The 24,012-nt window shown below is 57.1% G+C and carries 21 protein-coding genes; 5 read left to right on the top strand and 16 right to left on the bottom strand.

Annotated elements, in window-relative coordinates; genetic code table 11:
- Positions 1–316 precede the first annotated feature (316 nt).
- On the bottom strand, positions 317–1,096 hold the full coding sequence (locus GGD46_RS31260) for a hypothetical protein (RefSeq protein WP_244441509.1): 780 nt from the start codon (positions 1,094–1,096) through the stop codon (positions 317–319).
- A gap of 470 nt (positions 1,097–1,566) precedes the next feature.
- Between GGD46_RS31260 and GGD46_RS31255 the strand changes: the two genes are divergently transcribed.
- Positions 1,567–2,280 (top strand): DNA-binding response regulator, encoded by a 714-nt coding sequence (locus GGD46_RS31255; RefSeq protein ID WP_157385444.1) that lies wholly within the window; start codon positions 1,567–1,569, stop codon positions 2,278–2,280.
- Between the two features lie 263 nt (positions 2,281–2,543).
- Here the strand turns inward: GGD46_RS31255 and GGD46_RS31250 are convergent, their stop codons facing one another.
- The 12 genes from GGD46_RS31250 to GGD46_RS31195 all read right to left on the bottom strand — a co-directional run bounded on the left by GGD46_RS31250 (position 2,544) and on the right by GGD46_RS31195 (position 14,430).
- Positions 2,544–3,557 carry a 1-aminocyclopropane-1-carboxylate deaminase gene (locus GGD46_RS31250; protein WP_004126123.1) on the bottom strand — a complete coding sequence of 338 codons (1,014 nt, stop codon included), beginning with the start codon at positions 3,555–3,557 and terminating at the stop codon, positions 2,544–2,546.
- A 373-nt stretch (positions 3,558–3,930) separates the two neighbouring features.
- A complete protein-coding gene (locus tag GGD46_RS31245; RefSeq protein WP_210305378.1) occupies positions 3,931–4,155 on the bottom strand; it encodes an exopolysaccharide production repressor protein in 225 nt (74 codons plus the stop codon).
- A gap of 55 nt (positions 4,156–4,210) precedes the next feature.
- Positions 4,211–4,540, bottom strand: a complete 330-nt coding sequence (fdxB, locus tag GGD46_RS31240) for a ferredoxin III, nif-specific (protein ID WP_004126119.1) — start codon at positions 4,538–4,540, stop codon at positions 4,211–4,213.
- Positions 4,537–4,740, bottom strand: coding sequence for a CCE_0567 family metalloprotein (locus tag GGD46_RS31235; protein ID WP_015342006.1), 204 nt, complete (start codon positions 4,738–4,740; stop codon positions 4,537–4,539). Before GGD46_RS31235 ends, fdxB begins: the two co-directional genes overlap by 4 nt.
- 26 nt (positions 4,741–4,766) lie before the next feature.
- Positions 4,767–5,255 (bottom strand): NifX-associated nitrogen fixation protein, encoded by a 489-nt coding sequence (locus GGD46_RS31230; RefSeq protein WP_004126118.1) that lies wholly within the window; start codon positions 5,253–5,255, stop codon positions 4,767–4,769.
- Between the two features lie 12 nt (positions 5,256–5,267).
- Positions 5,268–5,768, bottom strand: a complete 501-nt coding sequence (nifX, locus tag GGD46_RS31225) for a nitrogen fixation protein NifX (RefSeq protein ID WP_015342005.1) — start codon at positions 5,766–5,768, stop codon at positions 5,268–5,270.
- Complete coding sequence (gene nifN / locus GGD46_RS31220) at positions 5,734–7,125, bottom strand: nitrogenase iron-molybdenum cofactor biosynthesis protein NifN (protein WP_004126114.1); 1,392 nt, start codon at positions 7,123–7,125, stop codon at positions 5,734–5,736. The genes nifX and nifN overlap by 35 nt, the downstream gene beginning before the upstream one ends.
- Entirely contained in the window at positions 7,125–8,570 is a 1,446-nt protein-coding gene (nifE, locus tag GGD46_RS31215) for a nitrogenase iron-molybdenum cofactor biosynthesis protein NifE (RefSeq protein WP_240535527.1), read from the bottom strand. Before nifE ends, nifN begins: the two co-directional genes overlap by 1 nt.
- A 112-nt stretch (positions 8,571–8,682) precedes the next feature.
- Entirely contained in the window at positions 8,683–10,224 is a 1,542-nt protein-coding gene (gene nifK / locus GGD46_RS31210) for a nitrogenase molybdenum-iron protein subunit beta (RefSeq protein WP_004126108.1), read from the bottom strand.
- 125 nt (positions 10,225–10,349) lie between these two features.
- Positions 10,350–11,852: a nitrogenase molybdenum-iron protein alpha chain gene (nifD, locus tag GGD46_RS31205; RefSeq protein ID WP_004126105.1), complete on the bottom strand. Its 1,503-nt coding sequence runs from the start codon at positions 11,850–11,852 to the stop codon at positions 10,350–10,352.
- A gap of 103 nt (positions 11,853–11,955) precedes the next feature.
- Positions 11,956–12,849, bottom strand: coding sequence for a nitrogenase iron protein (gene nifH, locus GGD46_RS31200; RefSeq protein WP_004126102.1), 894 nt, complete (start codon positions 12,847–12,849; stop codon positions 11,956–11,958).
- Between the two features lie 606 nt (positions 12,850–13,455).
- A complete protein-coding gene (locus tag GGD46_RS31195) occupies positions 13,456–14,430 on the bottom strand; it encodes a LysR family transcriptional regulator (protein ID WP_004126101.1) in 975 nt (324 codons plus the stop codon).
- Positions 14,431–15,425: 995 nt separating this feature from the next.
- Between GGD46_RS31195 and GGD46_RS31190 the strand changes: the two genes are divergently transcribed.
- Complete coding sequence (locus tag GGD46_RS31190) at positions 15,426–16,391, top strand: hypothetical protein (RefSeq protein WP_004126098.1); 966 nt, start codon at positions 15,426–15,428, stop codon at positions 16,389–16,391.
- A gap of 194 nt (positions 16,392–16,585) precedes the next feature.
- On the opposite strand, the gene GGD46_RS31185 is transcribed toward GGD46_RS31190, so the two are convergent.
- The gene (locus GGD46_RS31185; protein WP_004126095.1) at positions 16,586–18,667 is read right to left on the bottom strand and encodes a prolyl oligopeptidase family serine peptidase; all 2,082 of its coding nucleotides are present in this window, start codon (positions 18,665–18,667) and stop codon (positions 16,586–16,588) included.
- A 429-nt stretch (positions 18,668–19,096) separates the two neighbouring features.
- Between GGD46_RS31185 and GGD46_RS31180 the strand changes: the two genes are divergently transcribed.
- The 3 genes from GGD46_RS31180 to GGD46_RS31170 all read left to right on the top strand — a co-directional run bounded on the left by GGD46_RS31180 (position 19,097) and on the right by GGD46_RS31170 (position 21,855).
- Positions 19,097–19,558 carry a hypothetical protein gene (locus tag GGD46_RS31180; RefSeq protein ID WP_028755198.1) on the top strand — a complete coding sequence of 154 codons (462 nt, stop codon included), beginning with the start codon at positions 19,097–19,099 and terminating at the stop codon, positions 19,556–19,558.
- 303 nt (positions 19,559–19,861) lie between these two features.
- On the top strand, positions 19,862–20,245 hold the full coding sequence (locus GGD46_RS31175) for a hypothetical protein (protein WP_240535522.1): 384 nt from the start codon (positions 19,862–19,864) through the stop codon (positions 20,243–20,245).
- 227 nt (positions 20,246–20,472) lie between these two features.
- Positions 20,473–21,855 carry a transposase gene (locus GGD46_RS31170; RefSeq protein ID WP_004126092.1) on the top strand — a complete coding sequence of 461 codons (1,383 nt, stop codon included), beginning with the start codon at positions 20,473–20,475 and terminating at the stop codon, positions 21,853–21,855.
- Between the two features lie 50 nt (positions 21,856–21,905).
- Here the strand turns inward: GGD46_RS31170 and GGD46_RS31165 are convergent, their stop codons facing one another.
- Both GGD46_RS31165 and GGD46_RS31160 read right to left on the bottom strand, forming a co-directional pair.
- Complete coding sequence (locus tag GGD46_RS31165) at positions 21,906–22,727, bottom strand: IS5-like element ISRtr3 family transposase (RefSeq protein ID WP_004126090.1); 822 nt, start codon at positions 22,725–22,727, stop codon at positions 21,906–21,908.
- Positions 22,728–22,940: 213 nt separating this feature from the next.
- Positions 22,941–23,996, bottom strand: a complete 1,056-nt coding sequence (locus GGD46_RS31160; RefSeq protein ID WP_004126087.1) for an LLM class flavin-dependent oxidoreductase — start codon at positions 23,994–23,996, stop codon at positions 22,941–22,943.
- Positions 23,997–24,012: the final 16 nt, after the last annotated feature.

Here is a 24,012-nt window from a genome sequence, read left to right as displayed (position 1 = left end):
GCCGAAGCGTGGATCATGATCGCCCACATTCGTCTCATCACCAGACGGCTAGCAAGGTATGGATATCGTTGAACGCTTTTCGAATCCGACTCTTATGAGTCACTTACGCCGTGACGTATGTATGAAAGGGCTCGAAGAAAGAAGAGAGCGACTCGCTGGTTGGCATACGCGCAATTTGGCGTCAGGAACCAAGCTTTGCATTTTGACAACAGGGAACGCATCTGGGGCCTCAAAGATTGCGTGCGCCGAAGGAACAGGGTTGCGGCCAGATTCTTCAGTTGCGGCACTCAAAATCTTGCTGCATGGATGTCGTTGTTCATCGTATTTCGCCGGGTTCGGCACACATGACATAGATTGGATGACCGTGAAAACCAAATGCTGCTTCAAAGAACTCCGGATCGTCATGCGAGCGACGTTTCCGCCTCCGCGCAATCCTCCGAACTAACGCCGCATCAAATTTATAAATGCCGACGAGGCTCAAATCTGCAGACGCACTTTTATAGCTGTCGGAGCCTTCGGGTACAATTGCTGTAAGGCGTTGCGCTTTGCCCGTCAGCACTCGTAGCGATCGTTTGCCGAGTGACTGGCTCACAACGACAATGTTGCGATATGATGACCGTACCAAGCGCTCCAGCACAGTTAAATTGATCACCATTTCCGCGGTAAATATCAAAACTACTCCATCGACATCAGCGACTTCCTCTGCCGCTGTCACATCAATAAGACGCCCGGGATATGGCGTGCGCTGTGGGCGTACGCGGAGCTCCATACCGTACAGCTCGTGACAGAAACGATGGTCGACCTCGCCCATGCCTCCTAGTCCAAGGATAATCGTCTTTTGCACGCCAACGCGTGCCAATTGAGATAATAGATGTTGCAGAACGGACGTGCCGCCGACCATAACTGCGCGCGCTGGGAAGCGCTCTTTGCCAGTTAACATAGTATGTCGGGGGCTTGCGATAACAATCGCACATGTCTCCATTAGCAGTGCCCTCGGATCGTGCACATAAGCTGAGACTAACCCCGAAACGTACTTGGTCCACTCCCTAATCAGATAGTTGACTAGCTGGTGGATCAGCGCCTCCTCCAGGCGCATGTCCAAACGCTGTTCGCAGCCATCGGCGACGGCGAAAGCATCAAGATCAGAGGGTCGAACAGATGGTCCGCGTCAAGAGTATGCGGTGTTCTTTCTGCCGCTGACAGATACATTTCTTCACGAACCGAAACGCGTGTTAATGCAAGGGCGCGCTGGCTACAGATCCGCTGAAGTATCTTTGCTTTAGTGGCAAAGCGCCCAAGTCCGAGTTTCAACATGTGCGCTCTAGATTAGAGGCATGGCACTGTTTCAAAACGATCTTTTCATTGGCACGATGTGTGCATGGTTATCCGCAAAATTGCCGACTGAGGAGTGAACTCCCTCCGGATCAAGCCCATTCGCCGAGGTGCCGCAATGGAAAGCTTCGGCGCGAGCCGCAGTTCAACAAACTGGGTTTTGGAGATAAGTGCAAAACTTTGTTGGCGAAAGAATTTGAAGGTCGGTCGAACTTTCATTGAAGGATGCACGCGATGGCGGAGAACGAGACTAATCGGGATTTCCACTCAGCGGCGGTGCTGATCACTGCACCAGAAGATTGCTCTGGTCAGTTCTTGGAATGCGCATGTAAGCACCTCAATACCAGCCATGGGAACGTCCTCGCCAAACACTTCCAAGAGGCGACGCCAGATGTGGTGTTTCTTAGGACGCATTTCCCTGACGTTGAGAAGCAGACGCTCTGTATTCGCCTGCGTCTTTCTCGCCGGGCGCGGTCAATGTCGATCATTGCGATTGCGGCGGTTGCTGATGAAGTAACTCAAGGAGACACGGTCACTTTCGATGACAATGAGCATGTTAGCCGATCGCGAGAGATAGCGCTGACGAGCATCGGCAGAATCTTGGACGGCTCGTGTCGGAGTTCCATTCCCAGGCATCACGAACTGCTTGCCTTTCAGGACATTGAATTGGATGTGGCCACGCATCGTGTGCGCCGAAACGGCCGGACGATTCATGTAGCTCCAACCCAGTTCCGCCTGCTGGAGCACTTTATGAGGAACCCATACCGGGCCTACTCGCGAGATGAACTAAAGAATGCAGCTTGGCCCCATGCCGTTCATATCGGGCCTCGCACCATCGATGTTCACATCGGCAACTTGCGCGCGGCACTAAATAGGGATAGCGACCGCGATCTGATACGGACTGTAAGAACTGTCGGCTACGCGCTTTCCGAAAAACCGGATTCGTAATTGCGGGATCGGCGTGAAGCTGGCCGTGTAAGCGGCGCCAATTTGGCGGCGTCTTAATCAGTCAAATTCAACAGCGCTTGATATTCAGCTTTTTCAGGCGGAGGATTTTTTAGTTGCCAGCGGTATTCCATTGTTGCTGATGTTAGCCCATCTTCATATTGCTGAGATTGGCAAGAAGGGCCGTCGCCCGCAGTACTATTGCTTATTGGCGCATCCGTGGAACCTTCAAAGTCCAGGGCATCTATGGAGGCTCTTCCTTTGGATCAGCCGTTGCGAAACGTGTCGCTGTAAGCATTGATTGCCGGCACGCCGCCGAGATGCGCGAATAGGAGCCTTGATCCTTTCGGAAAGAAGCCCTTGCTGATGAGATCTATCATCCCTTGCATCGATTTCCCCTCGTAGACGGGATCAGTGATTATGCCTTCCAGCCGCGCGCAAAGGCGAATGGCCTCGTTTGTTTCCTCGGAAGGAATGCCATAACGGGGGTGCGCATAGTCCGCGAGCAATACCACATCATCATTGGCGATTTCTCTTCCGAGTTCGACGAACTTCGCAGTTTGCCGGGCAATGTTAAGCACCTGCGACTGGGCTTGGAGAGGGGTTGCCGAAGCATCGATACCGATCACATTGCGCTGTCGTCCATCCTTGGCGAAACCAACGACCATGCCGGCTTGCGTCGAACCCGTCACAGTGCAAACCACGATATAGTCAAAGGCAAAACCAAGCTGTTTTTCCTGCGCGCGCACTTCCTCGGCAAAACTCACATAACCCAAGCCGCCATATTTATGGACAGACGCACCGGCTGGGATCGCGTAGGGTCTGCCGCCCATTTGCTTGACGTCGTCGAGCGCCCTTTCCCAACTGCTGCGGATGCCGATATTGAAGCCGTCATCAACCAGTCGCACCTCCGCTCCCATGATCCGGCTTAAGAGGATATTCCCAACCTGATCGTAAACAGCGTTCTCATATGGTACCCAATCCTCTTGCACCAGAAGGCATTTCATGCCGATCTTGGCGGCTACTGCGGCGACCATGCGTGTATGGTTGGACTGCACGCCACCAATGGAAACAAGCGTGTCGGCATTTGACGCGATCGCGTCCGGGATGATGTACTCGAGTTTGCGGAGCTTGTTGCCGCCGAACGCCAGCCCCGAGTTGCAGTCCTCGCGCTTGGCATAGATCTCCACCTTGCCCCCTAGATACTCGCTAAGTCGGTCAAGCTTTTCGATAGGCGTAGGGCCGAAGGTAAGGGGATATCGTTCGAAGTTTTGCAGCATGTTCTCTCCAGTGATTTGCGCCTGAAATAGACGTGTTCACGACGCGTGGGCGGGCAAGCCCGGCAACAATCCTCGGCGTTTGATTAGATCCCATTGCTTCATCGGCCTTCGTTCGTCGTCGAGGCGGCGCAACCCACAGGCCGGTCGCTGCGTTTGCCACAGCACCCTTCAATGGGAACCGAACAGCAATAAACTCCTTAGGTTGCTACACCGTGGAAGCCATTGCCGACGGACACGTCGTGTAGTTGTTCCAACAACGTTATGCTCGATGATCAATGTCTTCCAGGCAGCCCGAGGCTCGCAACTGATCTGTTCCCGGCCCTCAAGGGCAACAAACCCACCATCGAGCCGAGCTGGAAGACAACGGGGTAGTTCAGTCTTTCTTTTCGCAATGCTCTGGCCGGTAACGCATTTCCTCGAGATCATCGAAACGCAAGACCCGCTGGCTCCTCTTTAAAGCGCAACTGGCGCGCCAGATCAAAAAAAGCACGCTTGCGAAATAGGCCACCTGAAGAAGGAGCCAAATATCCACCGTCGTGACCATTGCTCTGCGGATTGAATGTGAAACGAAGTAAGCGCCTAGAAGGCTGAAGCACATGACTGGTTGCAGGAGGCGACAGAAAATTGCAAAAGGCACAGTCGTTCTCCCGCGTTTATACGCCAGCACATGAAGCGAGCTTGTCAGCCGGTATATGAATCTGACAGTTCTTCGGGCAGACGCGGGCGCAGGCGCCGCAGCCGATACATCGCCCTGCTTCGTCCACGACCATGATCATACGATTGAGTTCGCCATCGAAGTCGTCGTCTTCGTCATCGCAGATGCCGAGGATTTCACCCGCTTCACTTGCGCCGTAAAGGTGCATGACATCGCGCGAGCAGACCTTGAAGCAGCGGCCGCAGCCGATGCAAGTTTTGCCATCGATAGCGGTCAGATACTCCGGCAACCAGGTGGATCCATCACGGGTAACGAAGGTCCCCGTCATCGCGAATCCTCCAAGGCGGCAAGCTCGTTCTTTGCCGCATTCAACTCCGCGAATGCGTCGAACGTCTTTGCTGCGATCGTCTTGATCTTGGGCCAGTTGACCGGCAGGTCCTCGGCAAGATCGTGCAACTCCATTTTCGCGGTTGTCGCTCGTGACTGCAGTTTACGGACCTTTTGAAGCTGCTGCACAATGTCTGACATTTATCTCTTTCCTCAAAAACCCGAATTCACGGCGCCCGCGCCACATCGGGGTAGGCTTTTATGGCGATGACAGCATCATCGACCAATTTCGTGCCGGCCTCGGTGAGTTTGCGAAGCGTCTCAAAGCCGAACCGATGGACGTCTCTGAGCGTCTTCGACAAAACGACCAAACGCCCTGTCGTGAGAACCACTCGCCCGAAGCCCTCGGGATTCATCGTCACGATCGAGGAGGCGACGAGGCCTGAGTGCCCTTCGATTTCAAGCCCAACGCAGGTGTAAAAGATTTGAAGCCTCCAAATCACGTCCGGATCGGGGTCGCCGATGATCGGCATTTGCCGGCGCTGCTCCTTCGTCACAATGAAATCGGCAAGCAGGTCAGTGTCCGATTTTCCGTCCCACGACCCATGAGTATCCTGCGCCCTGACCAAGCGAACCAGGCGCTTCATGAACGGGGTTGCCATTGCGTCGCGATCATCATCTGCGAGTGTGTTCGCAAGGTTGCTGGGCGAAGTCATCGCCGACCTCCTTTAATCTTCGTCGTCGAAGAACGGCTTGGCGAGACCCATGCCGGCGTCTGCAAGCACCTTGCGCAGCCATGGCGGCGGGGCAGTTTTCAGCATGGTCTGGGTGCGCATCAGTACCTCTTCGATGGACGATGGCTCCGGCACCTTGATCGGATGGATTTTTGCCGAGACGACCTTCGCGGCGGAGGGCCCGCCGATCGCCAGGCAGAACAGCAGATGACATCCCTTCAACGCCTCGACCCTCATCGCGATGCGATCGGTGCCGCCGTCGTTCGTGTGCTTGCCGCTTTCGTCAGTTGCTTCACCAAAATCGACGGCTTCGACGATCTCCCAACCGGTTGGGGTGACGTCATAGACTGCAAAAAGCTTGGCAGACCCGAAATGTGCGTTCAGCCTCTTCAGGTCCTGTGTCGCGATGGCAACGCGCAGAACTCCCTTCGGGCACTCTGGCGCAGGGGCTGGCCCCTCCTCAGTGACGAGTGAAAGACGTCTGACGGCCGTCATTTTTTGCCTCCATGTCTTGCAAGGGATTGAGCGCTTCGGGGCTCGGCCGGCGGCAGTTCGACTGAAAAATGTTGGCGGCCTCGAACAGGAAGTTGCGCGCGCCCTCATAGAGAATGGTTTTCTTATGCTGGCTGCCGAGCCGATCAAAGATCGGAAAGCCGACCCTCATCAGCGGGACGCCAAGCCGCTCGGCGGCCTGGCGGCCGTGGGAATGGGTCACGATCAAATCACCGCCAGCGTGGCGCGCCATGGTTTCGAGATCAGAAAGGTCGCCGACCTGCACAGCGTCGGCCGGCACCTTCTGCAGAATGCAGCTTGTGCCGGTGGTCGAAACGGCGGCGACTATTTCAGCGCCCATACCCTTGAAGAACGTTGCAAGTTGAAAAAGATGATCTGGCTCTGCGGCAATCGCGATACGTTTGCCGCCGAAATAAAAATGGCCGTCGAGGAGTGCGTCCTGCAATTGTGCGCGGCGCCGCCGCACAGCGGGCGGCACCGGATTGCCGGCGATCATGGCCAGCATCGTCATGAAACGGTCGATTGCCTTTAACCCGACAAGCTGCTCGAAGAGGACGTAAGGCACGCCGGTCTTCGCCTGCAGGGCCGCGGCGGCCGTGCGCATATGCTCGCCAATCGCAACCGCCTGGAAGCAGGTGCCGAGTTCGCGGATTTCCTCGACCTTCGTGCCGCCATAGGTAGTCGGCACCCAACGGTCGTCAGGAACCGTGCCGTCGAGCGAGCCCGAGACGTCCGGCAGGATCACCGGCTTCAGACCAAAGCTTTCGACCGTTTCGCGCAGAAGCTCAATATCGGCGACCGTCAGGTGCCAACCGGGGAGGATCGCAATCTTCTTCAGATCGCGGGGCCGGCCGCCTGGGGTCGTAATGCCTTCGATCATGGAGGTGACTGCCTTTGCCCAACCCTCCTCGATCGCACCGTCGAAATCGGGTGTGCTCGCTAGCACGACCTCGGTACCTGCTAGCTCTTCGGCACGCTCCAGCTTGATATTGACAAGATCGCCCTCGAAATTCTCGCCGCGGGTTTCCACCAGCGCCGTCGTGCAGATCCCGATCAGCTTCGGTTTAGCGCGTGTTTTGATATTGAGGAGCGCCTCTTCCAAATTGCCGGCGCCGCCGAGGATCGTCGCCACTGCGTCCATCGCCGTTGTCTGCAGGGGGATGGCTTCCTTGAAATGGCGCACGAAGAGCACCAGCGCGAAGCTGGTGCAGCCTTGGCTGCCGTGGAACAGCGGTATCGCACCATCGACGCCAAGATAGGCTAGAGCGGCACCGAGGGGCTGCGACGATTTCAGCGGATTGACCGCCGCCGACTTGGTCTGCGGGAGAATGCAGGCCATCAGCTTTCCTCACCACCCGCGGAAGCCGCCGGCGGAGGCGCCGACGAGATCTGTGAGGCGGGGAACGTCTCGCTCTCGCTTTGCGTGCTTTGCAGTTCTTCCTTCATTGCGGGCTGGGCGTCCCATGGTGCCGGCTCCCGCACCTCGCTCCAGATCGGGTTGTGGATAGCAAGATCGATCTGGCGAACGAGCTCCACCATGCCCTCATAGCCGGCATAGGGATGATGGCGCTCCTGGTTGATATCAAGCCAGGGCGTTTTTGCCTTCAGCGCGACATATTGCGTACGCCCACCAGACAGCATGATGTCGGCTTTGTGTTCTGCGAGAATGTCGTACATCTCCCGCGATCCCATCGACTCGAACATGCGGTGATCCTCCTTCAGAATTTCCTTGATGCGCTCCTTGTCTTCGGCCGTCGATTTCTTGGTCGAGGTGCCCACGATTTCGACGCCGATCTCCATCAGCGCGTGGGCAATCGACCAGGCCTTCACACCGCCGGTATTAAGCAGCACACGCTTGCCTTGAAGCCGCGACCGGTATGCCGCGAGCTTTTTCCAGGCGATCGCCTCCTGCTCTGCGATCAGCGCCTCGGTGCGCTCAAGAATCTCCGGATCGGCGCCCTTCCTGACGAGCAGCTCAGCGATCTGCCGCAGCGATTGCGACGTGTCGGTAATGCCGTAGAAGGACCCTTCGAAGAACGGAATGTCCCAGAGTTCCTCCATTTTGCGGGCAAGATTTATGAGTGCGGTCGAGCACACCATCATCGCTGCCCGGGCACGATGCGCTGAGGCAATGTCACGATAACGCGCGTCACCGGGGATGCAGGCGCGCACGCGAATGCCAAGCCGATCAAGAAGCGGCTTTACCAGCCAGAACTCGCCGGAAAGATTGAATTCGCCGAGGATATTGATGTCGTAGGGGCCGGCATCATCGGGCTCCACCGTGCCGATGACATGATCGAGCAGCGCCTCGCCGGCGAGCTTGTTTCCAAGATTCTTGGAGCCGGAAAAGCCGGGCGCATTGATCGGCACCACCGGCAAGCCGAATTTTTCCGCAGCGCGCTTACAGACCGCTTCGATGTCGTCGCCGATTAGCGCCGTAACGCATGTCGAATAGACGAAGATCGCCGGTGGCGCGTAGGTTTCCTTGATCTCGCGGATCGCTTTGAAAAGCTTCCGCTCGGCGTGGCCCATCACCACGTCGAGTTCGGTAAGATCGGTGGTGAAGCTCGTGCGCCAGAGCATCGGGCCGGACGAAGCCGTACCACGGTTATCCCAGGAATTGCCTTCGCAGGCGAGCGGAGCATGGATCAGATGCGCGACGTCGGTGATCGGCTGCAGCACGATCTTTGCGCCGTCGAACGCGCAGCCACCGGCTGCCGCCCCGGGGGTGAGCGGCTTGGAACAACCCTTCTTGCGGACATTGGCATCTTTGCCGCGGTTCATCTCGCAAGCGGGTTCCTCGAAGACGTCCTGGATCCTGGCATCGAGCGACCGGCTTGCGCCGGCCTTAGATGTCGATTGCAAGACACTCGGCGGCGGAGCCGAGCGTTTGCCGTTAGCGTGTGAGGTCATAGGAATAGTCCGTGACACCTGTTTGGCTCGTCTCGCGGTCGAGTTTGTCGAATATCGTGTCGAGGATTGTCGTTAAGACACGCAGCCCGCCTTGGTAGCCCATCAGCGGGAAGCGATGATGATGGTGCCGGTCGAAAATCGGAAACGTCAGCCGGATCAGCGGCGTGCCGGTGTCGCGCTCCAGATATTTGCCATAGGAATTGCCGATCAACAGGTCCACCGGTTCGGTGAAAAGCAGTGATCGCAGTGCCCAGAGGTCCTTGCCCGCCCAGACCTTGGCATCCTTTCCGAACGGCGAGGATGCAAGCAATGCCTTCATTTCGCTTTCCCACGCAGATGTGCCGTTGGTCGCGAGGCAATGTGTGGGCTCGCCGCCGGTTTCCATCACGAACCGGGCCACCGCATAGACAAAATCTGGATCGCCGTAGATCGCGTATTTCTTTCCGTGCAGCCAGGCTTGGCTGTCCGCCATGGCGTCGACGAGGCGCCCACGCTCCAGTCCGATCGCGGAAGGGATTTCCTTGCCGGAAATCTCCGAGATTTTCACCAGCAATTCGTCGGTTGCTTTAACGCCAAGGGGATAATGGAAGGAAGCCGTCGGCTGTCCGAACTCCTTGCAATATTCCAGCGTCTTGCGGGTGTTGTAGTGCTGCAGCGATAGTGTCGCTTCGGCGCCAAGAGCTTCCTTGACGTCTCCGATCGTCGTGCCGCCATCATACATGCGATACATGCCATCCGAGGGAGTATCGAACTGGTCGGATGCGTCCTGGATGAGGGTATACGATACGCCCATGAGGTTCAGCAGGCGCTTGAGCTCGCGGTTGTTGCCGACGCAGAAGCCGTCGAACCCGGGTATGATGTTGATGGTGCCGTTCGGTTCCTTGCGCTCCCTGCCCTTCCAGAAGTGCTCCAGGATGCCCTTGACCATGCCGTCATAGCCATCGACATGGCTGCCGACGAAGGCGGGCGTGTGGGCGAAAGGAACATCGAAGTCTAAGGGGACCGAGCCTTCGCTCTTGGCGTTTTCGATAAAGCCGTGCAAATCGTCGCCGATAACCTCCGCCATGCAGGTGGTCGAGACGGCAATCATCGACGGGTCGTAGAGCGCATAGGTGTTGGCGAGCCCGTCGACCATGTTCTTCAGTCCGCCAAATACCGCCGCGTCCTCAGTCATCGAGGACGAAACCGCCGACGAAGGCTCCTTGAAGTGTCGCGAAAGGTGCGACCGGTAATAGGCAACGCAGCCCTGGCTGCCGTGGACGAAGGACATGGTCCGCTCGAAGCCCGCAGCCGCAAAGACGGCCCCGAGCGGCTGGCAGGCTTTGGCGGGATTTATTACGAGGGCTTCGCGGGCAAGATTTTTCTCCCTGTACTCCCAGGTCTTGGTGAACTCGCTTTGATCGGCAACGACCTGGTCCGGGTGCGGACATTCGAAATTCAGCTTCTTTTCGGCAAGCATTCGCCTGTATTCCGGCTCGCGGAACAGAGGCGCGTGGTCGAGAATTTTTTCCGCCGACTGCGGCATGGTAATCGCCTTTCGTTTCATCGTGCCGCACCAATGGCGGCAAAGGACGTCGAGATGTTCGAGGTGTCAGGATCAAATCCGCGGCGAGAGCCTAGCCTGCCCCTGCTCCAAGACAGGCCAGGCCCTCATTCGGCCGCAACCGCCTCAGCCGGCGCGACCTTTCTCTTCCAGGGGGCGTCGTAAAGATCCCAGACTGGATTGTTGATGGCGAGGTCCATGTCTTTGGCAAAGATGGCAAAGCCGTCGTAGCCATGATACGGGCCGGAGTAGTCCCACGAATGCATCTGGCGGAATGGAATGCCCATCTTCTGCACCGGGTACTTTTCCTTGATACCGGAGCCTACGAGATCGGGGCGGATCCCCTCGATGAATTTTTCCAGTTCATAACCGGTCGCGTCGTCGTAGATGAGCGTGCCTTTTTTCACGTAATGGCCGGTGCGCTGATAGTCGTCGTTGTGGGCGAACTCGTAGCCGGTGCCAACGATCTCCATGCCGAGATCCTCGTAGGCCGTGACCACGTGACGAGGGCGCAAACCGCCGACGTAGAGCATCACGGTCTTGCTTTGGAGGCGTGGTCGGTATTTGGCGATGATGGCGTCGACCAAAGGCCGGTACTTGGCAATGACTTTCTCGGTCTTTTCCTCAATTTCCGGCCCGAAATGCTTGGCAAGCTTGCGCAAAGAGGCTTCGATCTGCGACGGACCAAAGAAATTGTATTCCATCCATGGAATGCCGTACTTTTCCTCCATGTGCCGACAGATGTAGTTCATCGACCGGTAACAGTGGATGAGGTTGAGCTTGGCCTTCGGCGCCCGCTCCACTTCGGCAAGCGTGGCGTCTCCAGACCAGTTGCCGACCACGCGCAACCCCATCTCCTCCAGGAGGATGCGCGTGGCCCACGCATCGCCGCCGATATTGTAATCGCCGACGACGTTGATGTCGTAAGGACTCGCCTCGAACTCGACATCCGTTTTCTCGAAAACCCAGTCACGGATGGAATCGTTGGCGATATGGTGGCCAAGTGATTGCGATACGCCGCGGAAGCCCTCGCAGCGCACCGGCACGATCGTCTTGTCGTGTTCCTTCGCCTTCTTGCGCGACACAGCCTCGATGTCATCGCCAATCAGACCGATCGGGCATTCCGATTGGATGCTGACGCCTTTGTTCAGCGGGAATAATTCCTCGATCTCATCGATGATCTTGTCCAACCTCTTGTCGCCGCCGAAAACGATGTCTCTTTCCTGGAAGTCGGAGGTGAACTGCATCGTCACGAAGGTGTCGATCCCTGTCGTGCCGACATAATAATTGCGACGCTGCGACCAGGAATATTGGCCGCAACCAACCGGTCCATGGGAGATGTGGACCATATCCTTGATCGGCCCCCACACGACACCTTTGGAACCGGCATAGGCGCAGCCGCGGATGGTCATAACGCCCGGAATGGATTTGATATTCGATTTGACGCTGCATTCGGAAAGAACGTCGTCCTCCTTGTCGGTCGCGTCTTTGCCCGTTGCAACGCCGAGGTGCTTGTTGCGGCGCTTCGCCGCCTTGTCCGGATATTGCGACAGCACGTCCGCTATAAGCTTTTCATGCAAAGCGCCGTTTTTCTCGTAGTCGAGGCTCATAGGGCCTGCCCTCTTTTAAGGTTCGGATGTCGCCTCGCGCTGAGGCGCGTTCTCGGGAAGGACGCGCCGGGTCAAGGGCCGGCGCGTCCGTCGAAAGCGGCGGTTATTGGGCGGCCGCCACCTTCGATTCCTTGGCCTGAAGTTCCGCAAGCATCTGCTCGTCGGTCTTCATGATGCCGAAGTCGAGCAGCATGTCCTCGAGCTCTTCCATGGTGATCGGGGTCGGGACGGTCCCTTGACCCGAATTGGCATGAATTTTCTCAGCCAGGGTGCGATATTCTCCGGCCTGTTTGGAATCCGGCGCATACTGGATGACCGTCATCTTCCTGAGCTCGGCGTGCTGGACGATGTTGTCGCGCGGCACGAAATGGATGAGCTTGGAATTGAGCCTGGAGGCCAGGGCCTCGGCGAGGTCGATCTCGCGGTCCGTCTGGCGCTCGTTGCAGATCAGACCCCCGAGCCTCACGCCGCCTGCATGGGCATATTTCAGGATGCCCTTGGCGATGTTGTTTGCCGCGTAAAGCGCCATCATCTCGCCGGACATGACGATGTAGATTTCCTGGGCCTTGTTCTCGCGGATCGGCATTGCGAAGCCGCCGCACACGACGTCGCCGAGCACGTCATAGGAGACATAGTCGACATTGTCGTAGGCGCCGTTTTCCTCAAGGAAGTTGATGGAGGTGATGACGCCGCGGCCGGCGCAACCAACACCCGGCTCCGGGCCCCCGGACTCTACGCACTTGATGCCCTTATAGCCGATTTTGAGCACGTCCTCGAGTTCGAGGTCTTCCACCGAACCTTCCTGTGCCGCTAGATGCAGCACGGTGTCCTGCGCCTTCGAGTTCAAGATCAGGCGGGTGGAGTCGGCTTTGGGATCGCAGCCGACGATCAGGATCTTCTGCCCGAGATCGACAAGGGCTGCGAGCGTATTTTGTGAGGTGGTGGACTTGCCGATGCCCCCTTTGCCGTAGAATGCGATTTGACGCAAATCTGACATGTTGCCTTCCTTCTTTCGTTCCATCCGTCGCGGAGTACGGTCGGCAGCTCGCGCCGCCCGCCGAGAAGCGTTTCAAAACGCGTGCCAAGTTGGCAGTCGACTTGAAGGGAAACTCTCTTGATTGTTTTTCAGCTATTTAGCTGCGCCAGACATGCGCTCCAACTGGACAAGCCTTTGTCGCGGGCCCGACAAATCGGACGCAATGTGTCGCAGTAAACTGATAAAGCCTGGCGATCGGAGGGTGCCGCAGGTTGGCCAAGACCACAGCGGGACCAAAGAATTTTTAAAATTGGAGACAATCCCACATCAAATCGTGCCACTGGCGAAGCACCCGGGTTTGCCTCAAAACAATGCCAAACCAGTTGAGACCCCAACTGCTTGTTCGGCCGCATCATGCCCCAGGATCGAAAGCGGCATATCCATGCGGCGCGACCCACACGAAACGGATAGGACAGCCTTGGCAATTTATGCGTTTGGAATCAGCGGTAAGCGCAGGGATCCAGGTAAGCTGCGCAATATTCCTGGCGGCCGGTCGCGGACAAGCTCGCATGCCCAATGGCTTGAAAAGTTTGAATGCATCGCAGCCGCATCAAGCGAGCCGGCCGTTTATCCGGCGTAAACTTTCGGACGAGTGGGCTTCATTGTCGGAGCATCTTGACGTTCCGCAGCCGGCGGCGAAACCATCCGGGCAGCCTCCCGAATTAATGTCTCCCGCATCCAAAGGCTTGCCGCATCGCTATTGTGGAGCGCGGGCCATTGGACGGCCTCGGTCAATGTGGCGATCGGAAGCGGAAGCTCCATGATGCGCAGGGGCGTCGTTTTCGCACAGTGCTGCGCCAGCCGCAAAGGCATTGTCCCTATACGGTCGGTACCTGCTAGCATGGGCGGTATCATGCTAAAGGATTGCACCACGACCTCGATACGTCGCTTGAAACCCCGCTCGCGCAAATACCATTCGTCAATGGCAGGCCTAAGGCCACTTCCAAATCTGACCGCAACATGGCCCATCGACATGTATTGCTCGAACGTGAACGGCTCTGATAGCTGCTTGTTCGTACTACACCCTACGCACACGAATATATCGTCGAACAGTGCAGCATGAGGATGCTTCGACATGAACACTTTCGGCATAATGAGGAAGTCGACGTCGCCGCGCTGGAGGAGCTCATCGAAGTCGTCTGAAACAGGTAGAAACTCGAAGCTGATGGCAGGAGCTTCCTGCGCCATACGCTCGACGACCTTTTCAAGAAACACGAGTGTCACGTAGTCGGATAGGATGATCTTGAAGCAGCGATCCGAATGAGCCGGATCGAACGGTTCCCAGGCAATAACGGAGAGCTGGATATACAGCAAAGCCTCTCGGACGGCCACGGCGAGCCTTTCGGCACGTGGCGTTGGGACAAGTTCACGGCCAACCATCGTAAAGAGATCGTCGCGGAAATAGCTTCGCAGCCGCGCGACGGCCGCGCTCATCGCGGGCTGGCTCAGATTGATGCTTCGTGCCGCTGCTGTGAGGTTGCGCTCGGTCATGAGGGCGTCGAGCACGACAAGGAGATTTAGATCAAGACCTTTAAAGCGCATGTTTTCCTTCATCCACGGCGTGGAGGTGTGCCATACACGCCATCGATCATCGTGCCTATTGAAAGAATATAAGTTGACCGAAATCAAGTAAATCGAGTGCACAGTTGCATTGGCTCGCCCGAACGGTCGCATAAATCGGCCTTGGGGATGTTTGGGGTTTACTCTCGTTGCGCGTCTTGGCAACTCTCTTAACCGGGCAACCCCTTTGGGGGCGGTCGTGAGACGACAAGACGTGGAACCTTCCACGCATCGTTGCATGGTATCGGACAAAATTTCGGGCCGACCCAGGAGCTCGGCATAAAGGCCTCCACTCACGTCATCGCGGCAAGAGCAATCGCTTGGTTCGAATATCAGAGCGAACGTGGCAAGCACCCGCCGTTGCCGAACACGCCGCCGTACGGGATCCACGCGAAGGAGATCGGCTATCAGCGCGTTTAATATCCGCTCATCCCCATTCCTTAACGCCTTGGCGATCTGACATCCGGTGGGGAGTCTTCAACAGGAAACTGCCGTACGGAAATGCCGGTGTAGATCGGCATCATGAACGGGTCTCAGTCCCTGAAACTGCGGAGCTGTGTCTTGATTTATCCATATCGTAAATAAGCGTTATCTAAACAATAAATTTGCAAACGAAGTCAAGAATCGGTTCCTATGCCTCCACATTGATCGTTCGAAAACAAACTTTAGGGAAATTGATGTTCAGTCATGCAATCAAAGCCGGTGCTCCCGATTTCCGCTCATTGGGCTAGGTCCGACTGCGCCTAATGTCAAATCTGGTTTCAATAAGAGGAGCAACGAACACATTCCCTTGAACGAATCCTCCCCTGGACAAGGCCAGCAAAGGCGCGTGCGACAGCACACCGCCTTTGCACATTCCGTTGATCCGTTACTGGATTTCATAGCATCAACAGGAACACGTTTTGTCGAGACTATCCGTATCGAGTGCAGGTTCTTGCCCGCAGGAGGAACTTCCATCATCCATGAAAGGCGATCGAATGCTCAGCTCCGCAAACTCCAACCCGAAGGACCTCGAACAGATCGCGCGCAACGGCGGGGTATTTCGTCGGATGGTGTCTCGAATTCCAACCTATCTCACTGATATGCGGGAGAACCCGGCTTGGCTACCAATGTTCCTGCTGGCACGCACGATGCCGTTCCGCAAGGCACATTGGCTGACCGCAAGACAAGCGCCGCGGCAGGAAAGTCGCAAGCCCTCGATGTTTGGTGACCTCAAGGCAGAGACGATCGCAGCCGAATTGAGAAGTACGGGCCTTTTTGCCGGCTTGACGCTTCCCACCGCAATCTGCGAGGAAATTGCCCGTTTTGGACATGAGACGCCTTGCTTCGGCAATTTCGACCGAAGGTTCGACTTCTTGGCCAGCGACCATGTCGAAGCCGAGGGGTGGTTTGGCAGGACGATACTAAGTGGCCACCATTACGAACGGGCGTTACGATGTGATGCCGTCGTTGCCGTTCAGCAAGATCCGCTGCTTCTCGACGTGGCAAGGCATTATCTCGGCGGCAACGCGAGATTGATCACCACGCGGACGTGGTGGAGCTTTCCGACGAAAAACGCTTCGGATGCGGATCTGAGCCGCGCTTCCTTCAAGTTTCACTTCGATCTTGATGATTGGCGGATGCTGAAGTTTTTCTTTTACCTCTCCGACGTCGATGGCAATTCCGGTCCGCATGTCTACGTGCGCGGCAGCCACAACCGTCGGCGCTTGAGGCATCAATTGACTCTGCTCGTTGGCCATCCGGCGCACGAGGTGCTTGATTTCTATGGCGCAGAAAATGCCATCACTTTGACCGGCAAAGCGGGTTCAGGTTTCGTCGAGGATCCTTTCGGCTTTCATATGGGTACCTTGGCAAAGCAGAGGCCGCGACTGATGATGGAGGTCGGTTTTGGCGTCTCAAAACCATCAAAACGCCGTTTCCATGGAGAGCCGGTTCTTCGCTAGACGAGCAACCGTTCCGGCGCGGATCCAAGTTCTGACAGGCCGCTTTCGCCTGTTGGAATGCACTCCGACTGCCTTCCTGGCAGGCCCTCTTCTGCCATGCAGTTGCCGCGCGGCGACCTAAGGGTCGATGATACCGTTTATGATGGAGGGAGTGCCTCGCCGCTTCAAGTCGATCTGCTGCTTTCCTCAACCAGTCACAGACGTTCCGAAAAGCCGATCGCATCGCGAAGGAAACCGTAACCTAGGGCTAGGAACGCCGCCTGCTCGCGATCGTCCGCGCCGGCACCATGACCACCGACCTCAGCTTCGTAGAAGTAAGCGGGGCAGCCGAGTGCCTGCAGCTTTGCAGCCATCTTACGTGCGTGCCCCGGATGGACGCGGTCGTCCCCTCTTCGGGTCGCGAGCAGGATGGGCGGGTAGAATTGCCCGGCTTCGGCCGTGTGATAGGCAGACATTTGACTGAGAAAGGCCCAATCCTCCGGCTTGTCGGGATCACCCTTTTCGTCAATCCGGCTCGCGCCCGCGAGGAGCTTGGTGTAACGACGCAGATCGAGAACGGGTACTGTGCAAAAGAGTGCGCCGAAACGCTCCGGATATCGAGTTAGCATGTTGGCGATCAGGAGACCGCCATTTGAACCGCCCTCGGCAGCGATCCGTCCGGGACGCGTGACACCCCGGCGCACCAGGTCGGCGGCCACGGTGGCGAAATCGTCATGGGCAAGACGCCTTTTCGCCCTTTTTCCAGCCTCGCGCCAGCGCGTACCGAACTCGCTGCCGCCGCGGATGTTGGCCACCACGCTCGTGCCGCCGGGTTCGAGCCACAGCTTGCCTATCGCGGAGTTGTAATGGGGCAGAACCGATTTGCCGTAGTCGCCACAGGCGGTGAGGTGGACCGGCGCATTTCCGTTTCCGTTTTCCGGCCCGACCTGTGTATAGGGGATTATTTCACCATCCGTCGAACCCGCCTCGTGACGCGTGACCAGCAATCCTGATGCATCGAATTTGTCTGGATCGCGTTTCAGGACGACGGGGGCGCCGAGCCGCGGCGCCCCGTTAAGATTGAACAAGAGAAGCTGCGGCGGCGTCACTGGATCTTCAGCCGAGACGAGGACTTCCCCATTGCTCTCGTGAACTTCCGCATCTAAGGGCCAGGCTCGAACAGTCGTCGCAGCGGGCATGGTGTCCAACGTTCGGTGCGTCCAATCCTGTCGTCCAGGCGTGAACATATCGAAGCGAGGAACGAGATTGTCGAGGAGGGATACCACGAGCTTTCCATCGTTCCAGAAGAAGGACTGCAGGGCGCACCTTTCGTCCGGTTCAAACAGCGTAGCAAAGTTACGCGCGCCGGCGATGAACGAGGACAGGGAGATGCCGATCAGTGCGTCAGCTGAATGGGTCGTTCCTCCGACCGTCCATGCGTTACGCAACTTCACAGCCAGCCAATCACCGAAGACGTTCCAGCTAGCATCTCGAGGAAGATCGATCTTGGTCTTCGGACCGCTCCTGTCGCCGATCCAGCCGACCGTACTGAAAAAGCCCCGCTCGATGAACCAAACGCGTTCGCTTGCGGCGGTACGATCCAGAAAGCCGAACACGAGGATGGAATCGGGACCCGCCTCGAAGATAACCGGTGCGGCGAGCGGATCGGAGTCACGCGTCCATAACCGCACTGTGCGCGCATAGCCGGAGCGCGTCGCCATGCCATCGCCGAGAGCGATGGAAAGCAAAAGAGTGTCGTAATCGAGCCAGGCAACATTGCCTTTGGCCTCCGGGAGATTGAAGCCGTCGGTAACGAGGCTTCGCGTGGTTAGATCGTACTCGCGATGCACGACCGCATCGCTGCCACCCAGCGACAGGTGAAGGACGGCGCTTTCGCATCTGCCCGGTTCGATCGAGGCACTGTCCCATATCCAGTCCTTTCCCTCGGCCTTGGCAAGGGCATCCACGTCGAGAACGATCTCCCACTCCGGCTCCGCCGCCATGTAGGCGGCGAGTGTTGTTCTGCGCCACACGCCTCTCGGGTTTTCGGCATCGCGCCAGAAATTATAAAGGTATCGGTCCCGGCGCGTGATCCCCGCAATCTTGTCAGGGCAGTCGAAAATGCCCGCGAGCGTGTCGCGGTCTCCTTCGAACGGCGGCCCGCCAAAACGCGAAAGCGTTCGCGCCGATTGCTCAGTGACCCAAATCAAAGCTTTCTCGCCATCGATGTCTTCGAGCCAGAGATAAGGGTCGTCATCGGGGGCATTCAGTGTCGGCCGAGCATCGATAACACTCATGTGCGAAAAACTCCTAATCGGGAAGAACTCCGTTGTGCGGGGAGGTAAGTCTGTGATGGCGGACACGATGGCCGTACGATCTGTCCCGAGAACGGATGGTATTGTCCTTGCCTGGTTTTGTGTTGCCGAGCCTCCGAAGGTGAGAAACACGTGGCTGTTTTAGCCGACCAAATGGATTTAGCCCTGCCAGAAATCGTTACTGCTCCCGTGGCCGCTGGGCGATGATCTCCGCAAACGGAGCAATCGTCAGACGGTTCGGTCTAGGCTCGCGGAAAGCTCGCACAGAACTAGGGCTCCACTCACCTCCGCAGGAAAAATCGTAGCTGGCGCGGCAAAGAAAAGGCGGTCCTCAATTTGGCGCCAGAACGGCTGTTTCACCGCCGCACCTGCGCGACTCTAATCCGACGAATGCGAAAGTCGGGTAAGCACATGTTCATTGAAACCAGCGGGGTTCATTGGCGACTATTGGTCGAGCCGAGTAATTATGAGAACGCCGCCACTCCAGCAATCGAGCGTTCCGATGCCAGGCAGGTAACGGTCCTTTTGGACTTAATGCGGATCTGCGCCAGACTTGGCATGATGCCTTTCTCCTCCTTTCATCGGATCGATCTCGTCACAGGTCATCGTTTCTATCACCTCCTGGCAAAGGAACTTCAAAAGCCGTGCCAGCTGCGCAAAGAGCGTGAAATGACCGCTATCCCAACGGTTCAAGCATGGATGCGTCAGTTGGCGAACACGTCGGTGTCGCGGACGGAACAAATCCGACATCGTCCCCCGAAGCAAAAACATCGCGAAGATTTATTGAAGTTTCAGGCGAGCGCGTGCCGGTTCATCACAGACCCGGTAATCGCGCCAATCGGCCAGAAAGCGGCAATACCGTCGGGAAGCTGACACACGGTTGACAGTGGCCGAGGCGCTGTTTGGCAAGCTGTTTGCTTGCAGAGCTTGGGGCAGCAAAGTCGACAAAGCATGGTCGGCAGCCAGTGGCGACATTGGGTTCTACTAATCAGCCCACAGGAGGAGCGACGGCGGATGACATGCATTGTCGGTTTGATCAGCGACGGATCTGTTCACATCGGCGGCGATAGCGCTGGTGTGGCCGGCTATTCGCTTACCCTCCGAGCCGATCGCAAAGTTTTCCGCAACTAGGACTTTCTCTTCGGGTTTACCTCTTCGTTCAGAATGGGCCAGCTATTGGCACATTCGCTCAAGCCGCCCAAAAGAGATCCTGAAACGGATGTCTATGCCTTCATGGTGACGGATTTCGTCGACGCGCTTCGCCAGTGCCTGAAAGATGGCGGCTACGCACGGCGGCAGGACGAAGTCGAGCGCGGCGGCACCTTCCTCGTCGGCTATGCCGGAAGGCTTTTCAGAATTGACGATGATTACCAGGTTGTTGAGCCGGTCGATGGCTTTGACGCCTGTGGATGTGGTCAGCAAATAGCACTGGGCGCGCTCTATGCATCATCAAGCTCACCGCCTCGCGAAAGGTTAGAGATGGCTCTGAACGCCGCCGAGCGTTTTTCCGCCGGGGTACGCGGCCCATTTCACTTCGAGACACTCAGTCTCGCTGGGTGATGATGGTCACTACGGCAGTTTATTGTAGCGAGTTCGCCAAAGTCTAAGCTTGACTTTGTACAAAATCTCTTTGGAGTTTCGGGTTTGTAGCGGCGGCGCTGATCTTCCGCGTACTGGCAGCGTGGCGCGCGCGGCACTCTCATTTTGAGGCAATTTGAGCGGGGTGAATCAATTCGCCGCAGTCTCTCTGACTTGCCTGTTTCGCGTGACCGGATTCGAACCGGTGGATGACCGATCATAATGAGAACTGCGTCGGGTCGGGTGATCCTGTTCCGCAAATCCTTCGCCAGTGGCTGTCGTCGTTTCGTCCCTGGTTCACGGCACCCAGCTGGGAGCATCTCCTGGTCCTGGTGATGGGTGCGATCCTGTCTCCAGGCAAACGAACAGTGACGTCCTGTTTGCGGATCACCGGCCGCGCCGAGGCTGGCAATTTTTCCCTCTACCATCAGCTCCTCAATCGCGCGCGTTGGAACCCGCGTACGTTGGCTTCGCGGCTGTTATCGGTCGTTGTCGCCAGCCTCGTACCCGATGGTCCCATTGTGATCGGTATGGATGACACCATCGAACGCCGATGGGGACCAAAGATTGCCGCGCGTGGCATTTATCGCGATCCAGTGCGCTCCAGTCACGGTCACTTCGTCAAAGCCAGCGGCTTGCGCTGGTTGAGCTTCATGGTTCTTGCCCCGGTCCCATGGGCCAAATGCATCAAGGCCCTACCAGTCTTAACGCTTTTATGCCCCTCAGAGCGCTACGACAAAAAGAGGGGACGAAGGCACAAACTGCTGACGGATTGGGCAAGACAGGGCGTGATGCAGCTTTGCCGCTGGCTGCCTGGACGCGATCTCATCTTTGTTGGCGACAGCAGTTTTGCTGTCCACACATTGGCTGCAGCGCTACCAGGCAGAGCCACCCTCATCACACGCCTGCGTCTCGACGCCAGTCTGTTCACCCCGCCAGATCCGCGACACGAACATACGCTCGGGCGGCCCGCACAAAAAGGCATGCCCTTGCCCAAGCTCAAGGCGGTCCTCAACAATCCCAAGACCGTCTGGCAACGCGTCATCGCGTCAACCTGGTATGGCAGACAAACCGATAAACACCTTGATATCACGACAGGCACTGGCTTGTGGTATCGGCGGGGAACCCCACCAAGGCCAATTCGCTGGGTCCTGGTTCGAGACCCGACCGGCCGCCGCGAACCGCAGGCGTTTATGAGCACCAATACCGAGCTCGAGCCGACCCAGATCATCGCCTATTTCGTTCGGCGCTGGCAGATCGAAGTGACGTTCGCCGAAACACGCGCCCATCTCGGTGTGGAGACCCAGCGCCAGTGGAATGGCAACGCCATCATCCGCACAACACCTTCGCTCCTGGCCCTCTATAGTCTCGTGACGCTGTGGGCGGGAGATGTTCTCAGCCAAAGCACGCGCCCTTACGCCGCCGCATGGTACAGGAAAACCGATCTGACATTCACAGATGCGATTGGCGCTGTGCGTCTCGTTTTGTGGAGCGACGATCTTTATCGACACTCACCGTCAAACCTGGAAATGCATAAAATACCGCCAGGGCGACTTGTCCGTATGGCGCAGGCGCTTTGCTTCGCCGCATAATGCACAAAGTCGAGCTAAGAGGCTGACTCAAAAAGACCTCAGCAATATCTTTATCTTGCGAGCCGCCGTGTAAGGATGCGGATGTGGGCGATTGTGATCCATGCCTCGGCGGAGGCGATCGTTTTCTCCCAATCCTTGGCCAGTCTACGGCAACGACCGAGCCAGGCGAAGGTCCGTTCCACCACCCAGCGGCGCGGCAGGACAGTGAAGCCCTTGGCCTTGTCGGAACGCTTGACGATTTCAATTGTCCACTGGCCGAACTTCGCCAATCTCCCCTTCAGCTTGTCGCCCGCATAGCCGCCATCGGCGAAAACATGTCGGAGCCAGGGCCAGCGGTGGCGGATCGATTTCAGGAGACCGAATGCCCCATCACGGTCCTGAATGTCCGCGCCATGCACTATCAGGCCGACCATCAGCCCCAGCGTGTCGACAATGATGTGGCGCTTTCGCCCCTTGAGCTTCTTGCCGGCGTCATAGCCCGAAATCCCGCCGCTTTCTGTGGTTTTCACGCTCTGACTGTCGATCACGCCAGCGGACGGCGAGGCTTGCCGACCTTCCAGCTCGCGCGTCTCCATCACAAGACGATGGTTGATCCGGCCCCATAAACCCATTGCCCGCCATTCGTAGAAATAGGCTTGAACTGTCGTAAACGGTGGAAAGTCCTTTGGCAGCATTCGCCACTGACAACCCGTCGAAGCAATATAAAGCAGCGCATTCACGACCTCGCGAAGATCGGTTCTCCGTGGCCTGCCCAAACGCCTTGGCCCAGGTAGGCAAGGCGAGATCAACCCCCACTCCCGGTCCGTCAGATCACTTGCATAACGACTCGCGCGTCGGGCATATTGCCGACGGGTGAAATCAGTCCAACCCATTGTGGTCTCCGTTCGTCCTAAGCAAACAAACAGAATCACAAATGACTGATTTCACTCAACTCTTTTTCGGTCAGGCTCTAAATCGCCGTCTCTTCTGGCCAGAGATCCGGATCGTCAGCGAGGGCCGTTCGCCGTGAACCGAGACCGACTTCAGTGATATCCAGACGGTTCATCATCAAAAATTGCTCTGTGATCTCGGAAGGGGTTATCCGGTCATGGCTGCGCATGACCGAGCGACTTGTTGACAGCCGGGATGATCTTGTCTCCCCAGAGTTCGATTTGCCGCAGCATCGCCTGATGATCGAAATCGCCCAATTGGCAGTGAATTGCGATCTGGGACGGCTTCAGCACACTGATCTCTTCGAGCAGGCGATCGATCACCCGATTCACACTGCCGATTGGTAGATTGTCGCGCATCGTCTGAAACGACAGGTCCTGCTTGGTCGGGGTTTCCTGCAGAAGATAGCCGTCCTCGGTTTGTTGGCGGCGCTGATGAAGCGCTTCCGATAGCCGGCGCTGGAAACGGGCGTTGTCGAGATAGCTGTTGATCTCCGTTTCGTTATCGCTGGCATAACAACAACGCAACAGCGAAATCTTGGCATCCGCGGCATCCTTACCTTTTGCGAGTGCCGCGTTCTCGACGCTCTCGCGAAGCTTGCTTAAAGCGCCCAAGCCATCGTGGAATGCCGTGACGAAAAGATTGTGTCCTTCCCGATAGGCCCGGCCCATGTTGTATCCGGACGCCGTAGCGATCCAGATTGGGGGGGCCGGCTTCTGGATAGTCCGCACCGAAATCGCCGTCGGTGGTACCTTTAAATATTGGCCATTGTGCTCAAAAATCTTTTGCGTGAGGCCCTTGAGAAGGACGTCCAGATATTCCGAAAAGACAGCGGGCGCCTCATCGATATCGACACCAAAGCGGTCAAACTCAAACTGCTGATATCCAGAGCCGACGCCAAGCTCCAGGCGGCCGCTCGAAACGATATCGGCGAAACCTATCTCGGAAAGCAGGCGCTGCGGTTGATAAAGCGGCAATACGCAAACACCAGTGCCGAGGCGGATGGAGTTCGTCCGGCCGGCGCAATGGGCCACCATCATCAACGGCGATGGAACGAGGCTATAGTTGTTGAAGTGGTGTTCGGCAAACCATGCGGTGTTGAAGCCAGCTTGCTCCGAAAGGACTGCCTGTTCGATTGAGTTGCGGATGATTCTGTCGGCCGATTGATGATAGCCCCGCTGGGAGGCAAGGATGAAGGTCGCAAATTCCATAACGTTTCCTCATTCA

This window comes from Martinezella lusitana, from assembly GCF_014207095.1.
Taxonomy (GTDB): domain Bacteria; phylum Pseudomonadota; class Alphaproteobacteria; order Rhizobiales; family Rhizobiaceae; genus Rhizobium; species Rhizobium lusitanum_B.
The sequence above is the reverse complement of the archived record's forward strand: the minus strand, read 5'-3'. Positions and strand labels throughout refer to the sequence as shown.